Origin of the sequence: Acerihabitans sp. TG2 (assembly GCF_035013185.1) — a bacterium.
GTDB lineage: Bacteria > Pseudomonadota > Gammaproteobacteria > Enterobacterales > Enterobacteriaceae > Acerihabitans.
On the sequence record NZ_JAYGJO010000004.1, the window covers coordinates 202,496 to 219,569 of the forward strand.

Consider the following 17,074-nt stretch of genomic DNA (forward strand, 5'->3'; position numbering starts at 1 on the left):
CGATTTTTACTCATTCAATCCATTAATTAACGGGCTTAGCGCATCAAGCAGGGCGGCAGGCGTAGCGGGAGCTCCGTTTTCAACCTGGGAAATCTGAAACTCGGCAATTTCCACGCCGATGATGCCATTTTCTGCAATAACCTGGCAGGCATGGTAAAAATCATCTAATGACAATCCTCCTGGAACCCCATATTCCGTAGGAACGATACCGGGTTCAAATACATCACAATCCAGATGGACATAAACCGACCGGCCCCGCGATGGAAAAACCACCAAGATAGCCCGTCACAGAGGTGTCCGGGGTATTCAGATCTGCATGGGCATCGAACCAGACTATGCAGGCATCGGGGTGATGGCGGGCAACAACCGGTAATGTTGCCAAAGATGCCGCGCAGCGGCTGGATGCGGTAAACGGCTTAATATTTTCTGCGAAAAGATGGTTGAGCCGATCGGATAAGGCAGTCAATGACGGCCTGGCGGCTTCCAGCGCCTCCCGCCAGCCGCGGCCAATCACCGCACTCGGTGCGCCGATAATCTCAGGTGTTAAGCCTAGCCTTTTCGCCATCAGCTTGCCTATCGCCATAGCGCCGGGCCGAGCCAGATCGTTACGATCGCCTACTGTCCCTTGAAATACTGTTATCTGCATCTGGTTGGTCATAGGATTCTTCATTGGTAAGCAATGGTACGCCGTCGTCTTCTTGTACAACTTATCATGCCATCTGGGTGTTGTGAAAATCCTCCTTTATTTCCCCCACTGTTATTCTGACCGAGCCTCCTCTCCCCACCTATTTCACAGACATTGCCAGTGTTATGGTTCATCAAAACCGGTCAGCAGCTATCCACCACGTTCAGCATATTCAACTGGTCGTCTTTTTCAAACCGTCGGCCCCATTAACCGGGATGACCCGCGGCGAAACTGATAGCTGCAAAGAATAAGCCGCGTACTCAATACGCGCCTGAGTTTCGTGAGCAAGCGTTGGGCTGGATTAACGCAACAAGTGCAACACGCACCCGGTATAAACTTCTATCGGCGTCAGTCCGCCAATAAACGTTCAGGGCATCATATTCAGCCGTAACTCCATGTCTCGAATACCCTGCTCTTTCAGACCACCTAACGCCATCTGTTTGGGCCACTTACGCCGCAACAAACCGTTGGTATTCTCATACTTTCCTCGCGGCCAACGAGGGCCTGTACCAGATTTTATGCTGCACGCTTTTTTATACGGATGTAACGCCATTCGAAGCCTGGTTAGTGAACTCCTCCCCCTGGTAAATATCTGTGAGTAAAATACTCAGTACGAAATTCGTAGTATCCGTATATTCTGATACCTACGATTATCGTAGTTATGAAAACAATGCCAAACTACCATGACGTTTTTTGCCAAAGACTTAAACAAGCCCGCGTTGCAAAAGGGTTATCACAAAAAAAACTCGGTATTGCCGCCGGGATCGACGAGTTTGTCGCCAGCACGCGCATTAACCGTTACGAAAAAGGCGTACATGAGGCCAGCACTGAAACAGCACAGCGGTTAGCGGATGTGCTAGGGGTGCCATTAGCTTATGTTTATACTGCCGACAACGCGTTAGCCGAAATGATGCTGGTGTTTATGACGCTCTCAGTTGAGCAAAGATCGTCAGTTGTGTTGATAATGAAAAACCAACTTGCTCAACGCAACTAAGGGTGTGTCTCCATGGTCCTTTCCCTTTACAACGTCAACATTTGCCGTTACCAGACATAAACACGCTGCCAAACAAACCTTGCCGCTGGAGATAGAACATGACTAGGGCTAACGCAAGCAATAAGCTCGGCGCGCCTGATCTAGGATAGCGAGCGGTTCGCGGCAATGCGAAAGATAGAGCATTCCCTTTCAAGGAAACACTATCTCACCGCCCACAAAATATTCGCTCAGTTATTGCTCTATCGCTACGGACAAGGTAATCTGGTAAAAGGTAACACCTTATACCCCATATGAGGCCTGCATCATGTCAACATCAAGCACCACACTCAAAATCGACGATAGGCTCAAAGCGCGTGTCAAAAAACTGGCGGATTCACGCGATCGCAGCCCACACTATCTGATGATTGCCGCTATCACACAATATATTGAACACGAAGAGGCACGCGAGAGTTTTAAGCAGGAAGCCATCGACTCCTGGCGTGAATATCAGGAAACCGGCCTGCATCTGACCGGTGATGAAGTCAAAACCTGGCTGCGTGGCTGGGGAACAGAAGCGGAAACGGATATTCCTGCATGCCACAAGTAATCATCACACAACGGGCTGCAATCGGGTTAACGCGCTGTCGTGAGTTCCTGACCAGCAAAAATCCGCTGGCGGCCATCAGGGCGGGTCAGGTTCTCGAAGCGCATTTTGCGCAACTGGAAAACAACCCGGAAATGGGCCGCCCTTTTACTGAGCTGCCGGTATTACGGGAATTGATGATTGAATTCGGCGATTCCGGCTATGTGGCGTTGTACCGCTACGAGAAAATAGAAGCCCGTATTTATATGCTGGCCTTTCGCCACCAGAAAGAAGCAGGGTATTAACCCGCGAGAAATCAAAGTGTTATAAGCAATTCCCGTTTTGTGTCCAAAATTGTGCCCACCGCACAAAAACACGACAATAAATACAATTGTAAATCAACCGGATATCCACGTTTTCCAGCTTCTGTATCGGATTGGGTAAATAGGCTCGTTTACGATTCTGTGTAGATACCTATGCCCTGAAGTACGGGGTTTACGGCGTATCTGATAATGGTGTTAACCTATCCCACAGAGTCCGTCAGATCATCGAGTTCTGTGCGACTTAAACGCGTAGCACGCTCCACCATGGCGCGACCCAGACCTAGCGCCAGCATATTGCGGGCAATGTCTCTACGTCCTTCTTGCAGTCCTTCTTGCAGTCCTTCTTGGCGTCCTTCTTTCCGTCCTTCTCGCAATCCAATGCTACGTCCCTTTTGTTCCAACTGCTCGGCGATGGTCATAATTTCCTCCTTATAGCCGGTCGTCTTTTGCCCCAGATTACGGAAAAATGCCTCCGAGTCAAGGGTATTTGCCTCCTGCGCTAGGTAGTGCAACAGGCATGACACCTGCTCTTTATTCGGTTGGGTTAACTCCAGCAAAAAGGCAATATCCTGCAACCGTACGTTGATATCCCGCTCGCGGATATGCTTTTGCACGTACTCCAGCAACGCCACCTTGCGGTGGGTTTTAATCTCTTCGTCTGGGATCACCGTAAGATCGACCAGAGGAAACGCCTGCGAGTACAACGCCTGCGCCTCAGTAGGATCGGCAAAGAAGTCTAGCCAGCGGGTACTGTAAGGATAAGGGCTTTGGCGACCATGGTAAAACAGCAGTGGAATGACCAACGGCATTTGCTTATTACCCTGATCAATATGCAGTTGCATGGCGTCCATACTGTAGCGCATCAGACGAAACGCCATGTGTTCATCCGCACTGGACTGGTGCTCAATCAGGCAATAGATATAACCCGGTCCCGACGTGGTAAGCAGGCGATAAAGGATATCGCAGCGTCGGTTACGCATATCGCTGGTGACAAAACTGCCGTCGGTGACAGCCAGCGTGCTCAGGTCGCATTGTTCCCGCAACGCCGGCGGCAGATGTATTTCAAGAAAATCGGTGACAACGCTGATATCGCTGAAAAATTTCTTGAACAACAGATCATGAGGTGTAGGAGATGTTTTCATTGGCGCACTGTAATAGTGTTAACCTCTACCGAGGTTAAACATCATCCGGGCCAACTGCGGTGCATAAGAATCTTTCGAGGCGTTTCACAAATTAATGAAACGCGACTGTCGTTCTGTTTCATTTATTCAGCGATCAAGCCAAGGGCGCGGCGTTCTGGCATTATGCGCCGACCGAGCTTAACATCGGCTTATTCATGACATTCCTCCCGGTATGCATGGCTCAGGCCATATATACATTGCTGTTAAAGAGTTCCTGCGATTAGTTGATTTATCTGCGTGCGCTTACTTCTATCCACGACCATTAGAGCTCAGCCCGGGCTACTTGGGCCGCCCTGTTACTGAGCTGCCGGTATTACGAGAGCTAATGATTGAATTCGGCGATTCCGGCTATGTACCGTTGTACCGCTACGAGAAGATGCTATTGTCTGCAATGACTTGCCAGGTATGGTAAAGATAATAAAGCTATGCCTCTACCGATACACTGGCATTTACAAAAAATATGGGACAGGCCCGATTAAAGCAGTTTTTTATGTTTGTCTATTTCAAGATAGCGTTAACAATGCCGCTAAACACCGCCCCGGTAGCAAAGGCATGTTCTGTCGTTGTTTCTTCATTTCGGATATCAGCAAAGCGCGTGAGCGCATTTTCTCTGGAAGACGCTTCAATTTCTTCAAACTGTTTTTTAAACCCTGATGCTGTCAGGCGTATTGCCTCGGCGTCGTCAGCCTTATCCAGAGCAATCACCTCGTCACCTTTTACGAAAAAGCAGAAGTATGGCATTTGTTTCCCCTTACTGATGTTATGATTTTAAAGGGTAGCGATACTCAAATCCTCTTGGCTTTCATAAGTCGCTATCCGGATCCACCCGTTTACCACCTTCTGGCAATGCTACAGGCATCAAACATGGTTATGCAAAGACCTTTAGCCTATCCCCGCATTAATGATCTGATATAGGCTGACCAAAGGGTTATCCATCACCCAGCACACGGTGTGCCATGAAGAAATATAACCAAACAACACGACAAATACCACAACCCTTATCCACCCGATGGGTTTAGCCCTGACCCGGAAAGCTAGCGCTTCATCATAGGTGGTCTGCTTTTTTTTCCCTAACCTGATCAACTGATAAAACATCCGGTAAAAGTTAACCAACGGCAACCCTAGCGCAAAACCTGAAAACCAAAGATAAAAATTACGGTTTAAATAACTCAAAAATCTCAGTGGCGCTGGCGTCACATGTTCGACGTATAAGCCCAACAAATATTTTCCTGGTGTATTACCAAAAACGCGGTAAATGATGGCATCAAAAATAAATGTTATCGGCAAAAAAAACAATGGAAAAAAAGGATTTTTCTCTGGGGTAAAGAACCACTCCATCCAAACAATGGCGTATTTTTCAAACAGCGTTTCCAGCAGGAAGACTAAGAAATACATTTCTATCGACGTATCAAAAACCCGACCAAATGAACGTTTCCATCTGCCGGCCAGAGGGTGGGCGGTAGCATTATTTTGCCCAGAGGGGTCGCCTGGGTCTGCTAAAAATAGTGATATTGGCCTGAGTTCAGGTAGGTCGTTCATTTCTGACCAGGACTCCATCCCCTCCTTTCGAAATAATGTGCTTGTGGTAATATACACTTTTATAAATAGATCACTGGCATCATTTTTGCTGACAGGTCTTTTTTCTACTGGTTCAACGGAATACCACCACTTATCCATATGATTACCCTTTCCTTATGAGAAAATATGTTGCAGTAGCCAATCTCCATATTAATGATCGTCTAAAAAGTATTTTTAGTGTAGCCGTAAAAGGCTGAATAATTCAAGACTTGGAAATGGAACATAACAAAAATACGCAACTATATGTAATATAATATTATTATCAAAGAGAATATTAATTCTATTAAATCAGCCATCTGTCGATACCTTTTTCAATAGCATCGACAGTATTTCATCCCGGGATTGGCTATTTGCGCTTATCCCGATAAGGCAGATCGCTGCGACTCAGACCGATATCCTGCAATTGCGCATCACTGAGTGACATCAGCGACCTGCGGCTGCGGTTTTTCCATCGCCAGTTTTGGTAATTACCATATAATCGACGCCACCATGTTACGCTAGCCTCATCGTCATAATTGGCCTGAGTTTCCGGTATATTGGCGTAATCACGCCCGGTCTGTGGTGTGTTTTTCATAGGTATTGCCCCCTTAGAAACCGATGACAACAGCATGAATGTTTAGGGCCATTCAGAAAAGATTCACCCTGTTAATGGTTTGTCATAGACAGAGGGTGCCACCATGACACATGGTGTTATTTGTAATGGCAATCTGTACCCTTTTATGGGCAATATTAGGGCACCGTAGGTTAGGTAAATACTCGAATATGGACATGACTCGCTACCAATACCTGGCTTCAGTCATCAGTCAGCGTATTGAACAAGGCTTATATCCCGTCGGCGCTCGCCTGCCGTCAATCCGTGTGCTCAGTAAAGAGCATGGGGTAAGCATTACCACCGTGCAGCAGGCTTATCGGACTCTTGAAGAACAGCAGTGGGTTGAGGCTAGGGCCAAATCTGGCTACTTTGTCGCTCATCGCAAAATTCGTCCCGATCTGCCCGCCTGTTGTAATGCCACCCAATGCTCGCTAACCATTCCGCAGTGGGAACGGGTACTTGATATGGTCGATCCGGTAAACGCCGCAGAGATAGCCCTTGGTTTTGCCGCACCCGATATGACCAATAACAGCTTGCTGCCGTTAACCCGGTCATTAAGTCGTCTTAGTCAGCGGTTATACCCGCGCACATTCGGTGACGAGGATATCCGGGGTTGTGTTGAGCTGCGCGAGCAAATCGCTCGGCTGTTAATTGACAGTGGTAGCCATATGGATGCCAGTCATATCCTGATCACCGATGGATGCCGTGAAGCGCTGTCCATTGCCGTGCGCTGTGTCTGCAAACCAGGGGACGTTGTGGCGGTGGAAAAACCGAGTTTCCATGCCGGGATTCAACTACTGCACGGGCTGGGCATGAACCTGCTGGAGATCCCCACCAACCCGGTGACCGGCATTAGCGTCGAAGCGCTAGAGTTGGCGCTAGAACAGTGGCCGATAAAAGCCATTTTGGTCACGCCCACCGGCAACAACCCTTTGGGCTTCAATATGCCACTAGAGCGCAGGCACGCACTATTGCGGCTGGCTCAGGAACACGATGTGGCCATTATCGAAGACGACACCTACGGCGAGCTATCCTATCCCTACCCCCGGCCCGCCACCTTAACGTCAATGGATGATACCGGCAACGTGCTGTTATGCAGTTCGTTTTCCAAAACGCTGGCCCCCGGACTGCGGGTGGGCTGGATTGTGCCTGGCAGTTATATGAACCGGGCAGTCCATATGAAATATACCAGCTCCGGCCCTACCGCCGGCCTGGCGCAGTTGGCCATCGTCGATTTTATCAAGCAAGGGCACTACCTCAAACATGTTCGCCGCATGCGCAGTCAGTACCAGCATAACCGTGACCTGATAACCGGCTGGGTGACAGATTATTTTCCCTGCGGCACCCGCATCAGCCGCCCACAGGGAGGGTTTTTATTATGGGTAGAATTGGATAAGCGCATTGATACCCAATGGTTGAACCAAAAATTGTCGGAACAGCACATTTCCATCGCCATCGGGGCGGTATTCACCGCCGCCGGTAACTATGACAACTGCCTGCGGATAAATTACGCCTGGCAGCTCACCGATGAGATAAAACATGCCATACGGCAAATCGGGACCGCCGTTCAGCAACGGTTAGACGGGCACGTGTCGGTGTCTTAATGCGGCACGACCCGACAGCCGGTTTTTGTCCGCACCAACACCCGGATTAACCTGCGGCGGTGCGCAGCCACTCCACCACCAATGGCGATAGACGCCCTTGTAACGCCGCCCGTTCCGACTGGAATAGCGTCGCCACAAAAAATGGATGATCGGTCAGCTCCACTGCCCGCACATCCCCGGCCTGGTCATGGGACGTAATGCGCAAGTTGTTGCCTTCCAGCGCCGCGATAAAATCAGGATTTACGCCAAAACTACAGTGATACCCTTCATCGGATTTAAGCTGGTTATAGGCCAGCGCAATGCGCGAGTCCGGCGTAAAAAACACCTCGCCATGCTGTTCAATAAGCGAACAGCTTAATGGCGTAATGACCATGCGCCCCGCCTGGTCGGTTTCAGCATGGGCGGCATCGTGCCAGCCAAGCACATTGCGGGCATATTCAATGACCGCATATTGAAAACCGCCACAGGAACCGAGAAATGGCACCCGGTTCTCCCGCACCCAGCGAAGGGTAGCAAAGACCCCGGCATCATTTTGGTAAGGGCTGCCCGGTACCAGCCAAACGGCATCGCTGTGTTTGATCGCGGCAAGTTCGCCGAGTTCAGTTGTGGGGATCCAGTGACAGTCTACTGTGAGGTTAAGGTGAGCGGCGGCGAGTTCGATGGCAGAAGGAATGGCCTGATGCGCGACGGCGTCGGCACGATAATCACCGACCAGGGCTAAACGAAGTGCAGTCAACATGATAATATCCTGTGCTGGTAAAACAGGATATTACTGAAAATAATCAAACAAAGCTACCCGGTGATAACCCCCACAGGCCGGATAACATTTTAGCCAAACCGGCCAAAAACCCACCAAACACCCGCACTTAGCGCAGAATGTTTTGATCTGCCAGACAAATATTGCGGGTCTTTTTAGCCATTGCAATAATGCTGGTGTATAAAACCAACACGTCCGCCATGTGATGGACAGCAAGGTATTGTCAGGAGCAGGTGATGAAACGTATTGAGCGAATTTATAATTGGATGTCTGATAGTACGCAAGCAATGAGCTGGGCTGACCTTACCCGGCAGGGTGGTTTTACCACTCAGGTCATCGCTGCACAGTTGGATATTCTGCGCAATAACGTCAGTTTCGAATTAAACAATCTGCTGCGCCTGCAACAAATCATCAAAATCAAGGGCCGTCCGGTAGGCTATTTGCCACTATCCGCCGTCGAACGTGCATTGGGCATCACCCTGCCCGCCGGCCGTATGGAATACGACACAATGGATGAACTGGCTGGGCTTGCGCCACCGACGCTTGCATTGTTGCCGGCGGTCGCGTCAGCGCCGCGGAACCACGGTGCGAGCGATCCGTTCAGCGCATTGATCGGCGCAACAGGCAGCCTTAAAAATCAGGTGGATCAGGCGAAAGCCGCCGTGCTTTACCCACCTTTTGGCCTGCATACCCTGATAACCGGTCAAACCGGCGTTGGCAAAAGTTTGTTCGTCTCGGTGATGTTTAGTTTTGCCCGTCATGCCGGGCGTTTCGAGCCAGAGGCGCCTTTTATTATCTTTAATTGCGCCGATTATGCCACTAACCCGCAATTGTTAATGGCGCATATATTTGGCTACGTCAAAGGGGCATTTACCGGTGCCGACAGTGATCGTGACGGGCTGATAAAAAAAGCCAACGGCGGCATGCTGTTTCTTGATGAGATCCATCGTTTACCGCCGGAAGGGCAGGAAATGGTGTTTTATTTTATGGATACCGGCAATTATTGCCGGCTGGGTGAGACGGAGCGTAAACAAACAGCCCGGGTGCTTTTAGCCGGCGCAACCACCGAAGATCCAGAATCTTCACTGCTTAAAACCTTTGTTCGCCGCATCCCGATCATTATCCATATTCCCACCTTTGGCGAGCGAACCGCGAATGAAAAAATCGAGCTATTGGTATTTTTGCTGACCAAAGAAGCACATCGGATCCAAAAACCCATCAAAATTGATGCCGAAGCGATAAAGGCACTGATCGGCAATACCGCTTTTGGCAATATTGGCCAAATGAAATCGAATGTTCAGTTGGTGTGTGCCAACGGTTTTCTTCACAGCATTGATAATGAACTCATTACCATCACCTTTCGCGATTTGCCCGGGGAAATCAAGGACGGTTTTTTTCATCTGAGCGGTCGCCGCGGTGAAATGCAGGAAATTACCGATCGGCTTGAGGAGGTGTTAGTTGTTCGTCCTGAAGGTGAGGCGCCGTTAGTGTCCACTGACGATCAATATGAACCTTCCTTTAACCTGTACAGTATTATCGAAGGTAAAGTGGCCTTCATGCAGGAACGAGGACTGTCTCATGAAGAGATTGTTCGTTTTATTACGCTGGATATTAATATCCATCTCAATAGCTTTTACATAAAATTTCAGAATAATGTCAGATTGCGGGATAATATATTAAAATTAGTCAGCAAGGATATTCTTGCCTTCGCGCAACAGATCAAAACACTCACCGAACGGGGCCTTAACCAACCGCTGACTGAGCGATTTCTATTGGCATTCAGTCTGCATTTGACCTCTTTTCTGGAGCGTGTGAGAAACCATTTTCCCGTGTCCTACCCAAAAATAGAAACGACCCTTGATGGGCGGAAAAACGAACATCGTATTGCCCTGGAAATAAAGCACCATATCGAAACCACGTTTAACGTGACTGTACCGGATATTGAGGTAACGTATCTGACCTTGTTGATTGGTTCGTTGCTGACCGATCCACAAGTCGAAAGAGTCGCGGTGTTGGTGGCGATGCACGGGAGCAGTTCCGCGAGCTCAATGGCCAATGTGGCGTTGAAACTGTTAGGGGAAGGCATTATCGACAGTATCGATATGCCTCTTGATCTCAGTCCCAAAGTGGTGCTGGACCAAATGCGCCAGCGCATCAAGGCCCTTGATTGCGGCAAAGGGGTTTTGTTATTGGTCGACATGGGATCGTTGGTGGGATTTGGCGACATTATTATGCAGGAAACCGGCATTCCAGTGCGCACCCTGAGTATGGTGTCCACACCCACGGTGATTGAGGCGGTGCGTAAATCTGCCGTGATGAATATGGAATTGGATGATATTTATTATTCCTTATGCGACTTCAAAGGCTATGGACTTTATCAGAAAACCGGCCAGCAACAGGACACCTCGGTCTTATATCAAAAGACCCACGCCATTTTAAGCGTCTGCTCCACTGGACTGGGTACTGCTCAAAAACTGGGCAAGTTTGTGGGCGGCATGCTGCAAACCATGGGGCGGGACGATATTAAGGTTATTTCGATGTCCTTAAGTGAGGCTCATGAGCAAAAAGAAGACATTTTAAAACGCTATGCATTAATCATGACGCTAGGTATCGCCGATCCTAAAATGGGCGTGCCCTTCCTGCCGTTGGAGGCGCTATTTTCCAGTGATGGGGAGACCCAGTTTACCCAATTAGTGCAGCATAGCCGGTTACCACTGACGGTGGCCAAACCGCATGCCATGGTGCGCAAGATCAGTGAAGAAAGCATGACCGAATTTCTTACCTACCTCAACCCCAAAAAAATCATTGATCTGGTGCTGGAATTTATCAGCGATTTGGAAATGTTGGAAGGACAGTTGTTCGACAATGGTATGAAAATAAGCCTTAGCGTCCATGTCGGCTCGGCGCTAGAACGGATGGTGCAAAACAATGGCTTACGCTATGAACGCAACCTAGATGATGCCGAACAACAAAAAATCGAGCGTTACGTCGGGATAGCACAGCGTTTTGAGAAAAAACTCGATATCACCCTCGATCGCCATGAGCTTAGCCATATTATGGACATGGTCAACGCGCTGTTAAAAAGATCTCATGAGTTGATTGATGATTTATTGTGATGCAGATCTAATTTAAATTAAAAGTTGTTTTTATTTTTATTGATAATATGATTCACATCTCATTATTATCCATGATATGCACTATGTATCAGAGTGTATTAGTGAGGGTTTTTATTTAATACACTCAACTCCATTCGAATAAACACTTCCTCATCAAGCGTATTAAATTTCCTTTATAGTGTATTGACCCGCCTCACCCATGGCCGAAACACAGTGCCATAACCGCGCCAGACACCCATCGAACTTTTAATACACAATTATGGCACACTCATTGCAATTAATTAAAGCATCTCTTCAGTCATAATCAAAAGGATGTTTACGCGATGAATACGGCCTTTATCATTGCTACACACGGTGACGCGGCCGAACCGCTATTGAATACGGCACAAATGATTGTCGGACCGCAAAAAAACGTCTGTGCAGTTTCTTTTTTTCCTGGTGAGAACGTCAACAATCTGATTAGCAAATTTGAGGCGAAGTTGCCTGAATTGATTCTGGAAGATGGTGTGCTGTTTCTGGTGGATATGTATGCGGGCAGTCCATTTAATGCAGCCAGCTTGTTAGCCATTAATAAACCAAACTGGGACGTGGTGACCGGTGTGAACATTCCTATGTTGGTCAATCTGTTCATGGAGCGTGATGACATTACCGATTATAACCAGCTGGTTGAAACAGCAATTAACATGGCAAAGGAGGGGGTGAAGTCTCTGAAATTGACATTAAAGAATAATAATAAACCAGAAGAGGAACTGTAAATGCAAATCTTATTAGCCAGGATCGACGACCGGTTTATTCACGGGCAGGTAGTGACCCGCTGGGTTAAAGAATTCCCGGCGGATCGACTTATTGTCGTATCTGATGCGGTAGCCGCAGATGAGTTACGTAAATCGCTGCTGATTTCAGTGGCACCATCCAATATGACCGCCAGTGTCGTATCGGTGGAGAAGATGATTAAAGCCTACCATAGCCCACGTTATGACGGCGTCAGCGCGTTTTTGTTATTTGAAAACCCCCGCGATGTCCTACGCCTGGTAGAAGGCGGCGTCAAGATAGTCAGTGTTAATGTCGGTGGTATGCGTTTTGAAAATGATCGCGAGCAAATAACCAAATCGGTAAGCGTAAATAAAAATGATATTGCTGCTTTCAAAATATTGCAATCGCTGGGAGTAAAACAGGAATTACGGCAATTACCCTCAGATACCCCTGTTGATTTCATGACAAAATTAAAATAATCGAGACCATTATGACTACCTTACAGATAGTATTATTGTTGATTGTCGCGGCTATTACCGGCATGGGCAGCGTGCTCGACGAGGGGCAGACCCACCGGCCGCTGGTAGCCTGTACCTTGGTTGGCTGGATCCTGGGCGATATGACCACCGGGATAATTCTGGGCGGCACGCTGGAAATGATGGCCCTGGGGTGGATGAATGTCGGACTGGCGATGGCACCGGATACGGCAATGGCCTCGGTAATTTCGACCATTCTGGTGATCAATACCCACCAAAGTGTGGGTGAGGGCATTGCTATTGCGGTCGCCCTGGCCGCCGCCGGGCAGGCATTGACGATATTTGTCCGTACCTTGACCGTATTTCTGATCCACCGCGCCGACGCCTACGCCGATAAAGGCAATATCCGTGGTATTGAAATCATGCATATTACGGCGCTGTGTTTTCAGGCGCTGCGCGTCATGATCCCGACCTGTTTAGTGATTATGCTGAGCGTCGATTCCGTTGAAGCCATCCTCAGCAGTATTCCTCATGTGGTTACCCATGGGTTGCAAATTGGCGGCGGCATCATCGTCGTGGTCGGTTACGCCATGGTAATTAATATGATGAGCGTAAAATATCTGATGCCGTTTTTCTTCGCCGGTTTTTTAATTGCCGCTTTTACCAATTTTAATTTGGTCGGGCTCGGTGGTCTTGGCTTGGTGGGTGCGCTGTTGTATATGCAACTGAATCCGAAATATCAGGCCAAACCTAATGCTGCGCCTCTTCCCGCCGCAAACGGCACTACCTCATTCCAAAACGACGAAGACGATCTCGACGCTTAACCAAGGATATCAATGATGACTACCCACCAGACTGGCCTAGGGGAAAAAAAACTCACCAAAGGCGATATCGTGAATATGTTTATACGCTCGAATTTCCTGTTAGGGTCATTCAACTTTGAACGTGTGCAGGCGTTGGGTTACTGCTTTATTATGCTGCCGGCCATCAAGCGCCTTTATGCACCCGGCCCTGAAAGAAATGAAGCGCTTAAACGCCATTTAGAATGGTTTAATACTCAACCCTTTTGTTCGGCACCTATTCTTGGCGTGACCGGCGCGATGGAAGAGGAAAAAGCCAATGGCGCCAATATTGAGGGCAACAGTATAAGTGGTGTTAAAGTCGGCTTAATGGGGCCATTTGCTGGCGTCGGCGACCCGATTTTTTGGGGGACGCTTCGCCCAGTACTGGCGGCTCTGGGCGCGTCGCTGGCACTGAATGGCAGTGTCATGGGACCCCTATTTTTCTTTCTGGCCTTTAATGCCATTCGTCTGCCGGTAAAATATTTCGGCCTCAAATACGGTTATGAGAAAGGACGGGAAATACTGGCCGATTTGGGTGGTAACCGCATTCAGAAGTTGACCGAGTCGGCCTCTATCCTGGGTTTGTTCATTATGGGCGCACTGGTTTGTAAATGGACCACAATCAACGTGCCCATCGTGATTTCACGTATTACCGGGACCGATGGCCACGTGGTGACCACCACCGTTCAAGGTATCTTGAATGAATTGCTACCGGGCATGCTGCCGCTGTTATTGACCTTATTGGTCTGTCGGCTGCTGCGTAAAAAAATCAATCCGCTGCTGATGATAATCGTCATTTTTATTATCGGTATATTCGGTGCTTGGGCTGGCTTCCTGGCCTGATATGCGTAGGAAAAAGCCCCAGATGGGGCTTTTCCTTTCGTCAGCCACTGTTTGACACGACCAAACCTGTGCACAATACCGTCTATTTGCGGTGTGCCTCGAAACCTGACCGCCCTGGTGCAATGTCAGGGCGCAGCGTCAACTCGGGAATAACGTACTCACCGGTATTCTGTCGTCTAAAAGGGATTGGCGCCGTATTTGCCAGATTATCGAGGCGTTGCCCCAGTAGGTCGCACACCTCGGTATAGCGTTCCGAGTCAATACGACTGGTGTGATAAATCACCATTGGCGGTAAGACGTCAAAACCAGGGTAGTACAGAATCCCATGCTGAATCGGAAACAAAATATCGTTAATTGGGCCATTAATGCCGCGCGGGCTGTAATGTGACTCCCATCCCCCAGTGGTGACGACAAGCATCGCCCGTTTGCCGGCCATGGCGCCCTCACCGTAACGATCGCCCCAATGCGTGTCGGAATGCTCTCCCACGCCATAAGCTAAACCACAGGCGTATACCCGTTCTACCCAGCCCTTAAGGATGGCCGGCATAGAGAACCACCACAAGGGGAATTGCAGTATTACCGCATCTGCCCATCGCAGTTTTTCCTGTTCACGGGCAATATCCTGGCTCTGCGTGCCCTGCTCGAACGCACGTCTGGAATCCAGCGAGGGATCAAAACGCTGACCGGCTAGTCGGTCCACCACACTGTCGTCGGCATCCAACGCGGCCTTCCATTGCATGGCATACAAATCGGACACCTGGACACTATGCCCGGCATCTTCCAGGCGTTTGACCGCAAAATTCAACAGCGAACCGTTCAATGAGCGGGGTTCGGGATGGGCATAAACGATAAGCACGTTCATCATAATCCTCCATCAAGGGAAAGACGCAGAATAGGTCGGGTTAAGATATAGTGGAAATGAATTTTTACTATTCCAGGTATTGTTATGAACAATTTCAGAGGGCTGGATCTTAATCTACTCATCACGCTCAATATGTTGCTGGCGGAACATAATGTTACCCGTGCGGCACAACGGCTCAATCTATCGCAACCGTCGGTAAGCGTCCAACTGGGCAAACTGAGGAATATCCTCGACGACCCACTACTGCTCCCTGGGCCGCGAGGGATGCGACCCACCGCCCGTGCCGATGAACTGCGTGAACCATTACGCATGGCCTTGGACGTTCTGGCACACGCGCTGTCACCCACCAGTGTGTTTAATCCAGCACAGGCCAGCAATACCTGGCGCGTGGCCGCGTCGGACTACGGCGAATCAACCATCCTGCTGCCGGCGTTGAATGGGATGCGGGCGGCAGCGCCTCGTACCCGGCTGGCTGTATTTGAATTGACACCGGCGTCGATCGCCAAACAAATGGAGCAAGGCGAGATTGACCTGGCCTTCCATACCAGCGATAACAAAACGTCCAACCTGCGCCGCCGGATACTGTTTACCGAACGCTATGTCCTGGTTGGCCGCGCAGGTCATCCGCACTTGAAAAACAACCTGACAATTGCTCAATTTTGCAAACTCGAACAGGTGATCGTATCACCGGATGGCGGCGGTTTTAACAGCATTACCGATAAGATACTGGCGGACATGGGATTATCCCGCCGGGTAGTGCTTTGTGTACCGCACTTCCTGTATATGCGTTCGGTGTTGGTAAGCACCGATCTGGTGGGTTTATTGCCCTCACGTCTGGTGCGCGATACCGACGGGTTACAAATGATAGCGCCACCGATTGACGTGCCGGGTTTCGAGATGGTGATGTTATGGCATGAACGCTCCCATCGCGACCCGGCACACCGGTGGCTGCGCGGGCAGATCGCCGATGCGGTGTGATTGGTCGGCAGCGGGTCGTCCCCGCGCGCGTACAAATAGGTTTTGAACATCAGTCCGGGAAACCCATCCAACCGAGCCCCGTTATCGGCGATACGCCGTTCGATAATCGACATCGCGTAATCCTCTGGCAGGGTGAAGCTGTATTGCATAGCAATCATAGCGCCTCCAGGGTAAAAACCGTGCCGTTGCCAAAACACCAGTCCTCTGGGGAGGTAAACTGCATCACTATCATAATATCGTCCGGCGATATACCCAACGCTGCGACCAGGCGGTCGGTGAGTATCCGGTAAAAATTACGTTTTTGATCGCCATCGCGCGGTTTACCGGCAGTGATGTGAAAGAGCAAATAGTCGGCAGAACGTCGGCCGGTCAGGTAATGCGGATCATAGATCAGATGCATTGAAGCCAGAGCCTCAATGACCTGGAAACGATCGGCCGGTGGTACGGCAAACTCATCCACCAGGGCCTGATGCAGGATATCCGAGATACGGTGCAACTCATCGTCCCACCGACCCTGGCGGAAGATAATTCGGGTAAATGGCATCATTGCTCCCCTTCTGACAGACAACCAAGGGCCGACACTGCCGCCGGCCAACCGGCGTAAAAAGCCAGGTGGGTGATAAGCTCAACCACCTGGTCGTGACGCACGCCGTTACGCTCGGCGAACGCCACGTGCCAGGGGATCTGCTGAGTGCGCTCCAGCGCCACAAGAGCCGCAAGGGTGATCAGGCTGCGATCTCGTGGACTCAATTGCGGCCGACACCAGATATCTTCAAACAACACGTCTTTGGTCAATTGCGCCAGTTTGGGGGCAATGGCGGCCAAGGTATCGCGATTTAACGGTTGGGACATGGCAAAACTCCAGTGACAGAGGGGTCGGTGTTGATTATTAAATGATGCTATGATTAAGAAAATCGAAATATTTGGT

At 49.5% G+C, this 17,074-nt stretch carries 18 protein-coding genes and 2 pseudogenes; 9 read left to right on the forward strand and 11 right to left on the reverse strand.

Features of this window, described 5'->3' with window-relative positions; translation table 11 throughout:
• Nucleotides 1–6: 6 nt before the first annotated feature.
• Both SJI19_RS05420 and SJI19_RS05425 read right to left on the reverse strand, forming a co-directional pair.
• Nucleotides 7–273 carry an arginase family protein gene (locus SJI19_RS05420; RefSeq protein WP_323477248.1) on the reverse strand — a complete coding sequence of 89 codons (267 nt, stop codon included), beginning with the start codon at nucleotides 271–273 and terminating at the stop codon, nucleotides 7–9.
• On the reverse strand, nucleotides 224–658 hold the full coding sequence (locus SJI19_RS05425; protein WP_323477249.1) for an arginase family protein: 435 nt from the start codon (nucleotides 656–658) through the stop codon (nucleotides 224–226). Before SJI19_RS05425 ends, SJI19_RS05420 begins: the two co-directional genes overlap by 50 nt.
• Before the next feature lie 688 nt (nucleotides 659–1,346).
• Here SJI19_RS05425 and SJI19_RS05430 point away from each other — a divergent pair.
• The 3 genes from SJI19_RS05430 (at nucleotide 1,347) to SJI19_RS05440 (ending at nucleotide 2,546) form a co-directional block, all read left to right on the forward strand.
• Nucleotides 1,347–1,679: a helix-turn-helix transcriptional regulator gene (locus SJI19_RS05430; protein ID WP_323477250.1), complete on the forward strand. Its 333-nt coding sequence runs from the start codon at nucleotides 1,347–1,349 to the stop codon at nucleotides 1,677–1,679.
• Between the two features lie 304 nt (nucleotides 1,680–1,983).
• Nucleotides 1,984–2,265: a CopG family ribbon-helix-helix protein gene (locus tag SJI19_RS05435; RefSeq protein WP_323477251.1), complete on the forward strand. Its 282-nt coding sequence runs from the start codon at nucleotides 1,984–1,986 to the stop codon at nucleotides 2,263–2,265.
• Nucleotides 2,253–2,546 carry a type II toxin-antitoxin system RelE/ParE family toxin gene (locus tag SJI19_RS05440; RefSeq protein WP_323477252.1) on the forward strand — a complete coding sequence of 98 codons (294 nt, stop codon included), beginning with the start codon at nucleotides 2,253–2,255 and terminating at the stop codon, nucleotides 2,544–2,546. The genes SJI19_RS05435 and SJI19_RS05440 overlap by 13 nt, the downstream gene beginning before the upstream one ends.
• Nucleotides 2,547–2,764: 218 nt before the next feature.
• Here the strand turns inward: SJI19_RS05440 and SJI19_RS05445 are convergent, their stop codons facing one another.
• The 4 genes from SJI19_RS05445 to SJI19_RS05460 all read right to left on the reverse strand — a co-directional run bounded on the left by SJI19_RS05445 (nucleotide 2,765) and on the right by SJI19_RS05460 (nucleotide 5,897).
• Complete coding sequence (locus SJI19_RS05445; RefSeq protein WP_323477253.1) at nucleotides 2,765–3,706, reverse strand: Rpn family recombination-promoting nuclease/putative transposase; 942 nt, start codon at nucleotides 3,704–3,706, stop codon at nucleotides 2,765–2,767.
• A gap of 537 nt (nucleotides 3,707–4,243) precedes the next feature.
• Complete coding sequence (locus tag SJI19_RS05450; RefSeq protein ID WP_323477254.1) at nucleotides 4,244–4,450, reverse strand: hypothetical protein; 207 nt, start codon at nucleotides 4,448–4,450, stop codon at nucleotides 4,244–4,246.
• Between the two features lie 177 nt (nucleotides 4,451–4,627).
• Nucleotides 4,628–5,422, reverse strand: coding sequence for an RDD family protein (locus SJI19_RS05455; protein ID WP_323477255.1), 795 nt, complete (start codon nucleotides 5,420–5,422; stop codon nucleotides 4,628–4,630).
• A 247-nt stretch (nucleotides 5,423–5,669) separates the two neighbouring features.
• Entirely contained in the window at nucleotides 5,670–5,897 is a 228-nt protein-coding gene (locus tag SJI19_RS05460; RefSeq protein ID WP_323477256.1) for a DUF1127 domain-containing protein, read from the reverse strand.
• Nucleotides 5,898–6,091: 194 nt separating this feature from the next.
• Here SJI19_RS05460 and SJI19_RS05465 point away from each other — a divergent pair, with 194 nt between their 5' ends.
• Entirely contained in the window at nucleotides 6,092–7,519 is a 1,428-nt protein-coding gene (locus SJI19_RS05465; protein ID WP_323477321.1) for a PLP-dependent aminotransferase family protein, read from the forward strand.
• 46 nt (nucleotides 7,520–7,565) lie between these two features.
• Here the strand turns inward: SJI19_RS05465 and SJI19_RS05470 are convergent, their stop codons facing one another.
• On the reverse strand, nucleotides 7,566–8,258 hold the full coding sequence (locus tag SJI19_RS05470) for a CTP synthase (RefSeq protein WP_323477257.1): 693 nt from the start codon (nucleotides 8,256–8,258) through the stop codon (nucleotides 7,566–7,568).
• A gap of 254 nt (nucleotides 8,259–8,512) precedes the next feature.
• Here SJI19_RS05470 and SJI19_RS05475 point away from each other — a divergent pair, with 254 nt between their 5' ends.
• The 4 genes and pseudogenes from SJI19_RS05475 to SJI19_RS05490 all read left to right on the forward strand — a co-directional run bounded on the left by SJI19_RS05475 (nucleotide 8,513) and on the right by SJI19_RS05490 (nucleotide 14,306).
• Nucleotides 8,513–11,392: a sigma-54-dependent transcriptional regulator gene (locus tag SJI19_RS05475; protein ID WP_323477258.1), complete on the forward strand. Its 2,880-nt coding sequence runs from the start codon at nucleotides 8,513–8,515 to the stop codon at nucleotides 11,390–11,392.
• Nucleotides 11,393–11,715: 323 nt separating this feature from the next.
• Nucleotides 11,716–12,624, forward strand: a pseudogene (locus SJI19_RS05480) (mannose/fructose/sorbose PTS transporter subunit IIB).
• 11 nt (nucleotides 12,625–12,635) lie between these two features.
• Nucleotides 12,636–13,445, forward strand: a complete 810-nt coding sequence (locus SJI19_RS05485; RefSeq protein WP_323477259.1) for a PTS mannose/fructose/sorbose transporter subunit IIC — start codon at nucleotides 12,636–12,638, stop codon at nucleotides 13,443–13,445.
• A gap of 12 nt (nucleotides 13,446–13,457) precedes the next feature.
• On the forward strand, nucleotides 13,458–14,306 hold the full coding sequence (locus tag SJI19_RS05490) for a mannose/fructose/sorbose PTS transporter subunit IID (RefSeq protein ID WP_323477260.1): 849 nt from the start codon (nucleotides 13,458–13,460) through the stop codon (nucleotides 14,304–14,306).
• A gap of 82 nt (nucleotides 14,307–14,388) precedes the next feature.
• Here SJI19_RS05490 and SJI19_RS05495 read toward each other — a convergent pair whose 3' ends face one another.
• Nucleotides 14,389–15,168 carry an NAD(P)H-dependent oxidoreductase gene (locus SJI19_RS05495; RefSeq protein WP_323477322.1) on the reverse strand — a complete coding sequence of 260 codons (780 nt, stop codon included), beginning with the start codon at nucleotides 15,166–15,168 and terminating at the stop codon, nucleotides 14,389–14,391.
• An 84-nt stretch (nucleotides 15,169–15,252) separates the two neighbouring features.
• On the opposite strand from SJI19_RS05495, the gene SJI19_RS05500 reads away from it, so the two are divergent.
• The gene (locus tag SJI19_RS05500; RefSeq protein ID WP_323477261.1) at nucleotides 15,253–16,146 is read left to right on the forward strand and encodes a LysR family transcriptional regulator; all 894 of its coding nucleotides are present in this window, start codon (nucleotides 15,253–15,255) and stop codon (nucleotides 16,144–16,146) included.
• An 11-nt stretch (nucleotides 16,147–16,157) separates the two neighbouring features.
• Here SJI19_RS05500 and SJI19_RS05505 read toward each other — a convergent pair.
• The 3 genes and pseudogenes from SJI19_RS05505 to SJI19_RS05515 form a co-directional block, all read right to left on the reverse strand.
• Nucleotides 16,158–16,304 (reverse strand): annotated as a pseudogene (locus SJI19_RS05505) (DUF4865 family protein); the annotation flags it as partial.
• The gene (locus SJI19_RS05510) at nucleotides 16,301–16,693 is read right to left on the reverse strand and encodes a tautomerase family protein (RefSeq protein WP_416347506.1); all 393 of its coding nucleotides are present in this window, start codon (nucleotides 16,691–16,693) and stop codon (nucleotides 16,301–16,303) included. The pseudogene SJI19_RS05505 and the gene SJI19_RS05510, both read right to left, overlap by 4 nt.
• A complete protein-coding gene (locus SJI19_RS05515; protein ID WP_323477262.1) occupies nucleotides 16,690–16,998 on the reverse strand; it encodes a carboxymuconolactone decarboxylase family protein in 309 nt (102 codons plus the stop codon). The genes SJI19_RS05510 and SJI19_RS05515 overlap by 4 nt, the downstream gene beginning before the upstream one ends.
• Between the last annotated feature and the right edge of the window lie 76 nt (nucleotides 16,999–17,074).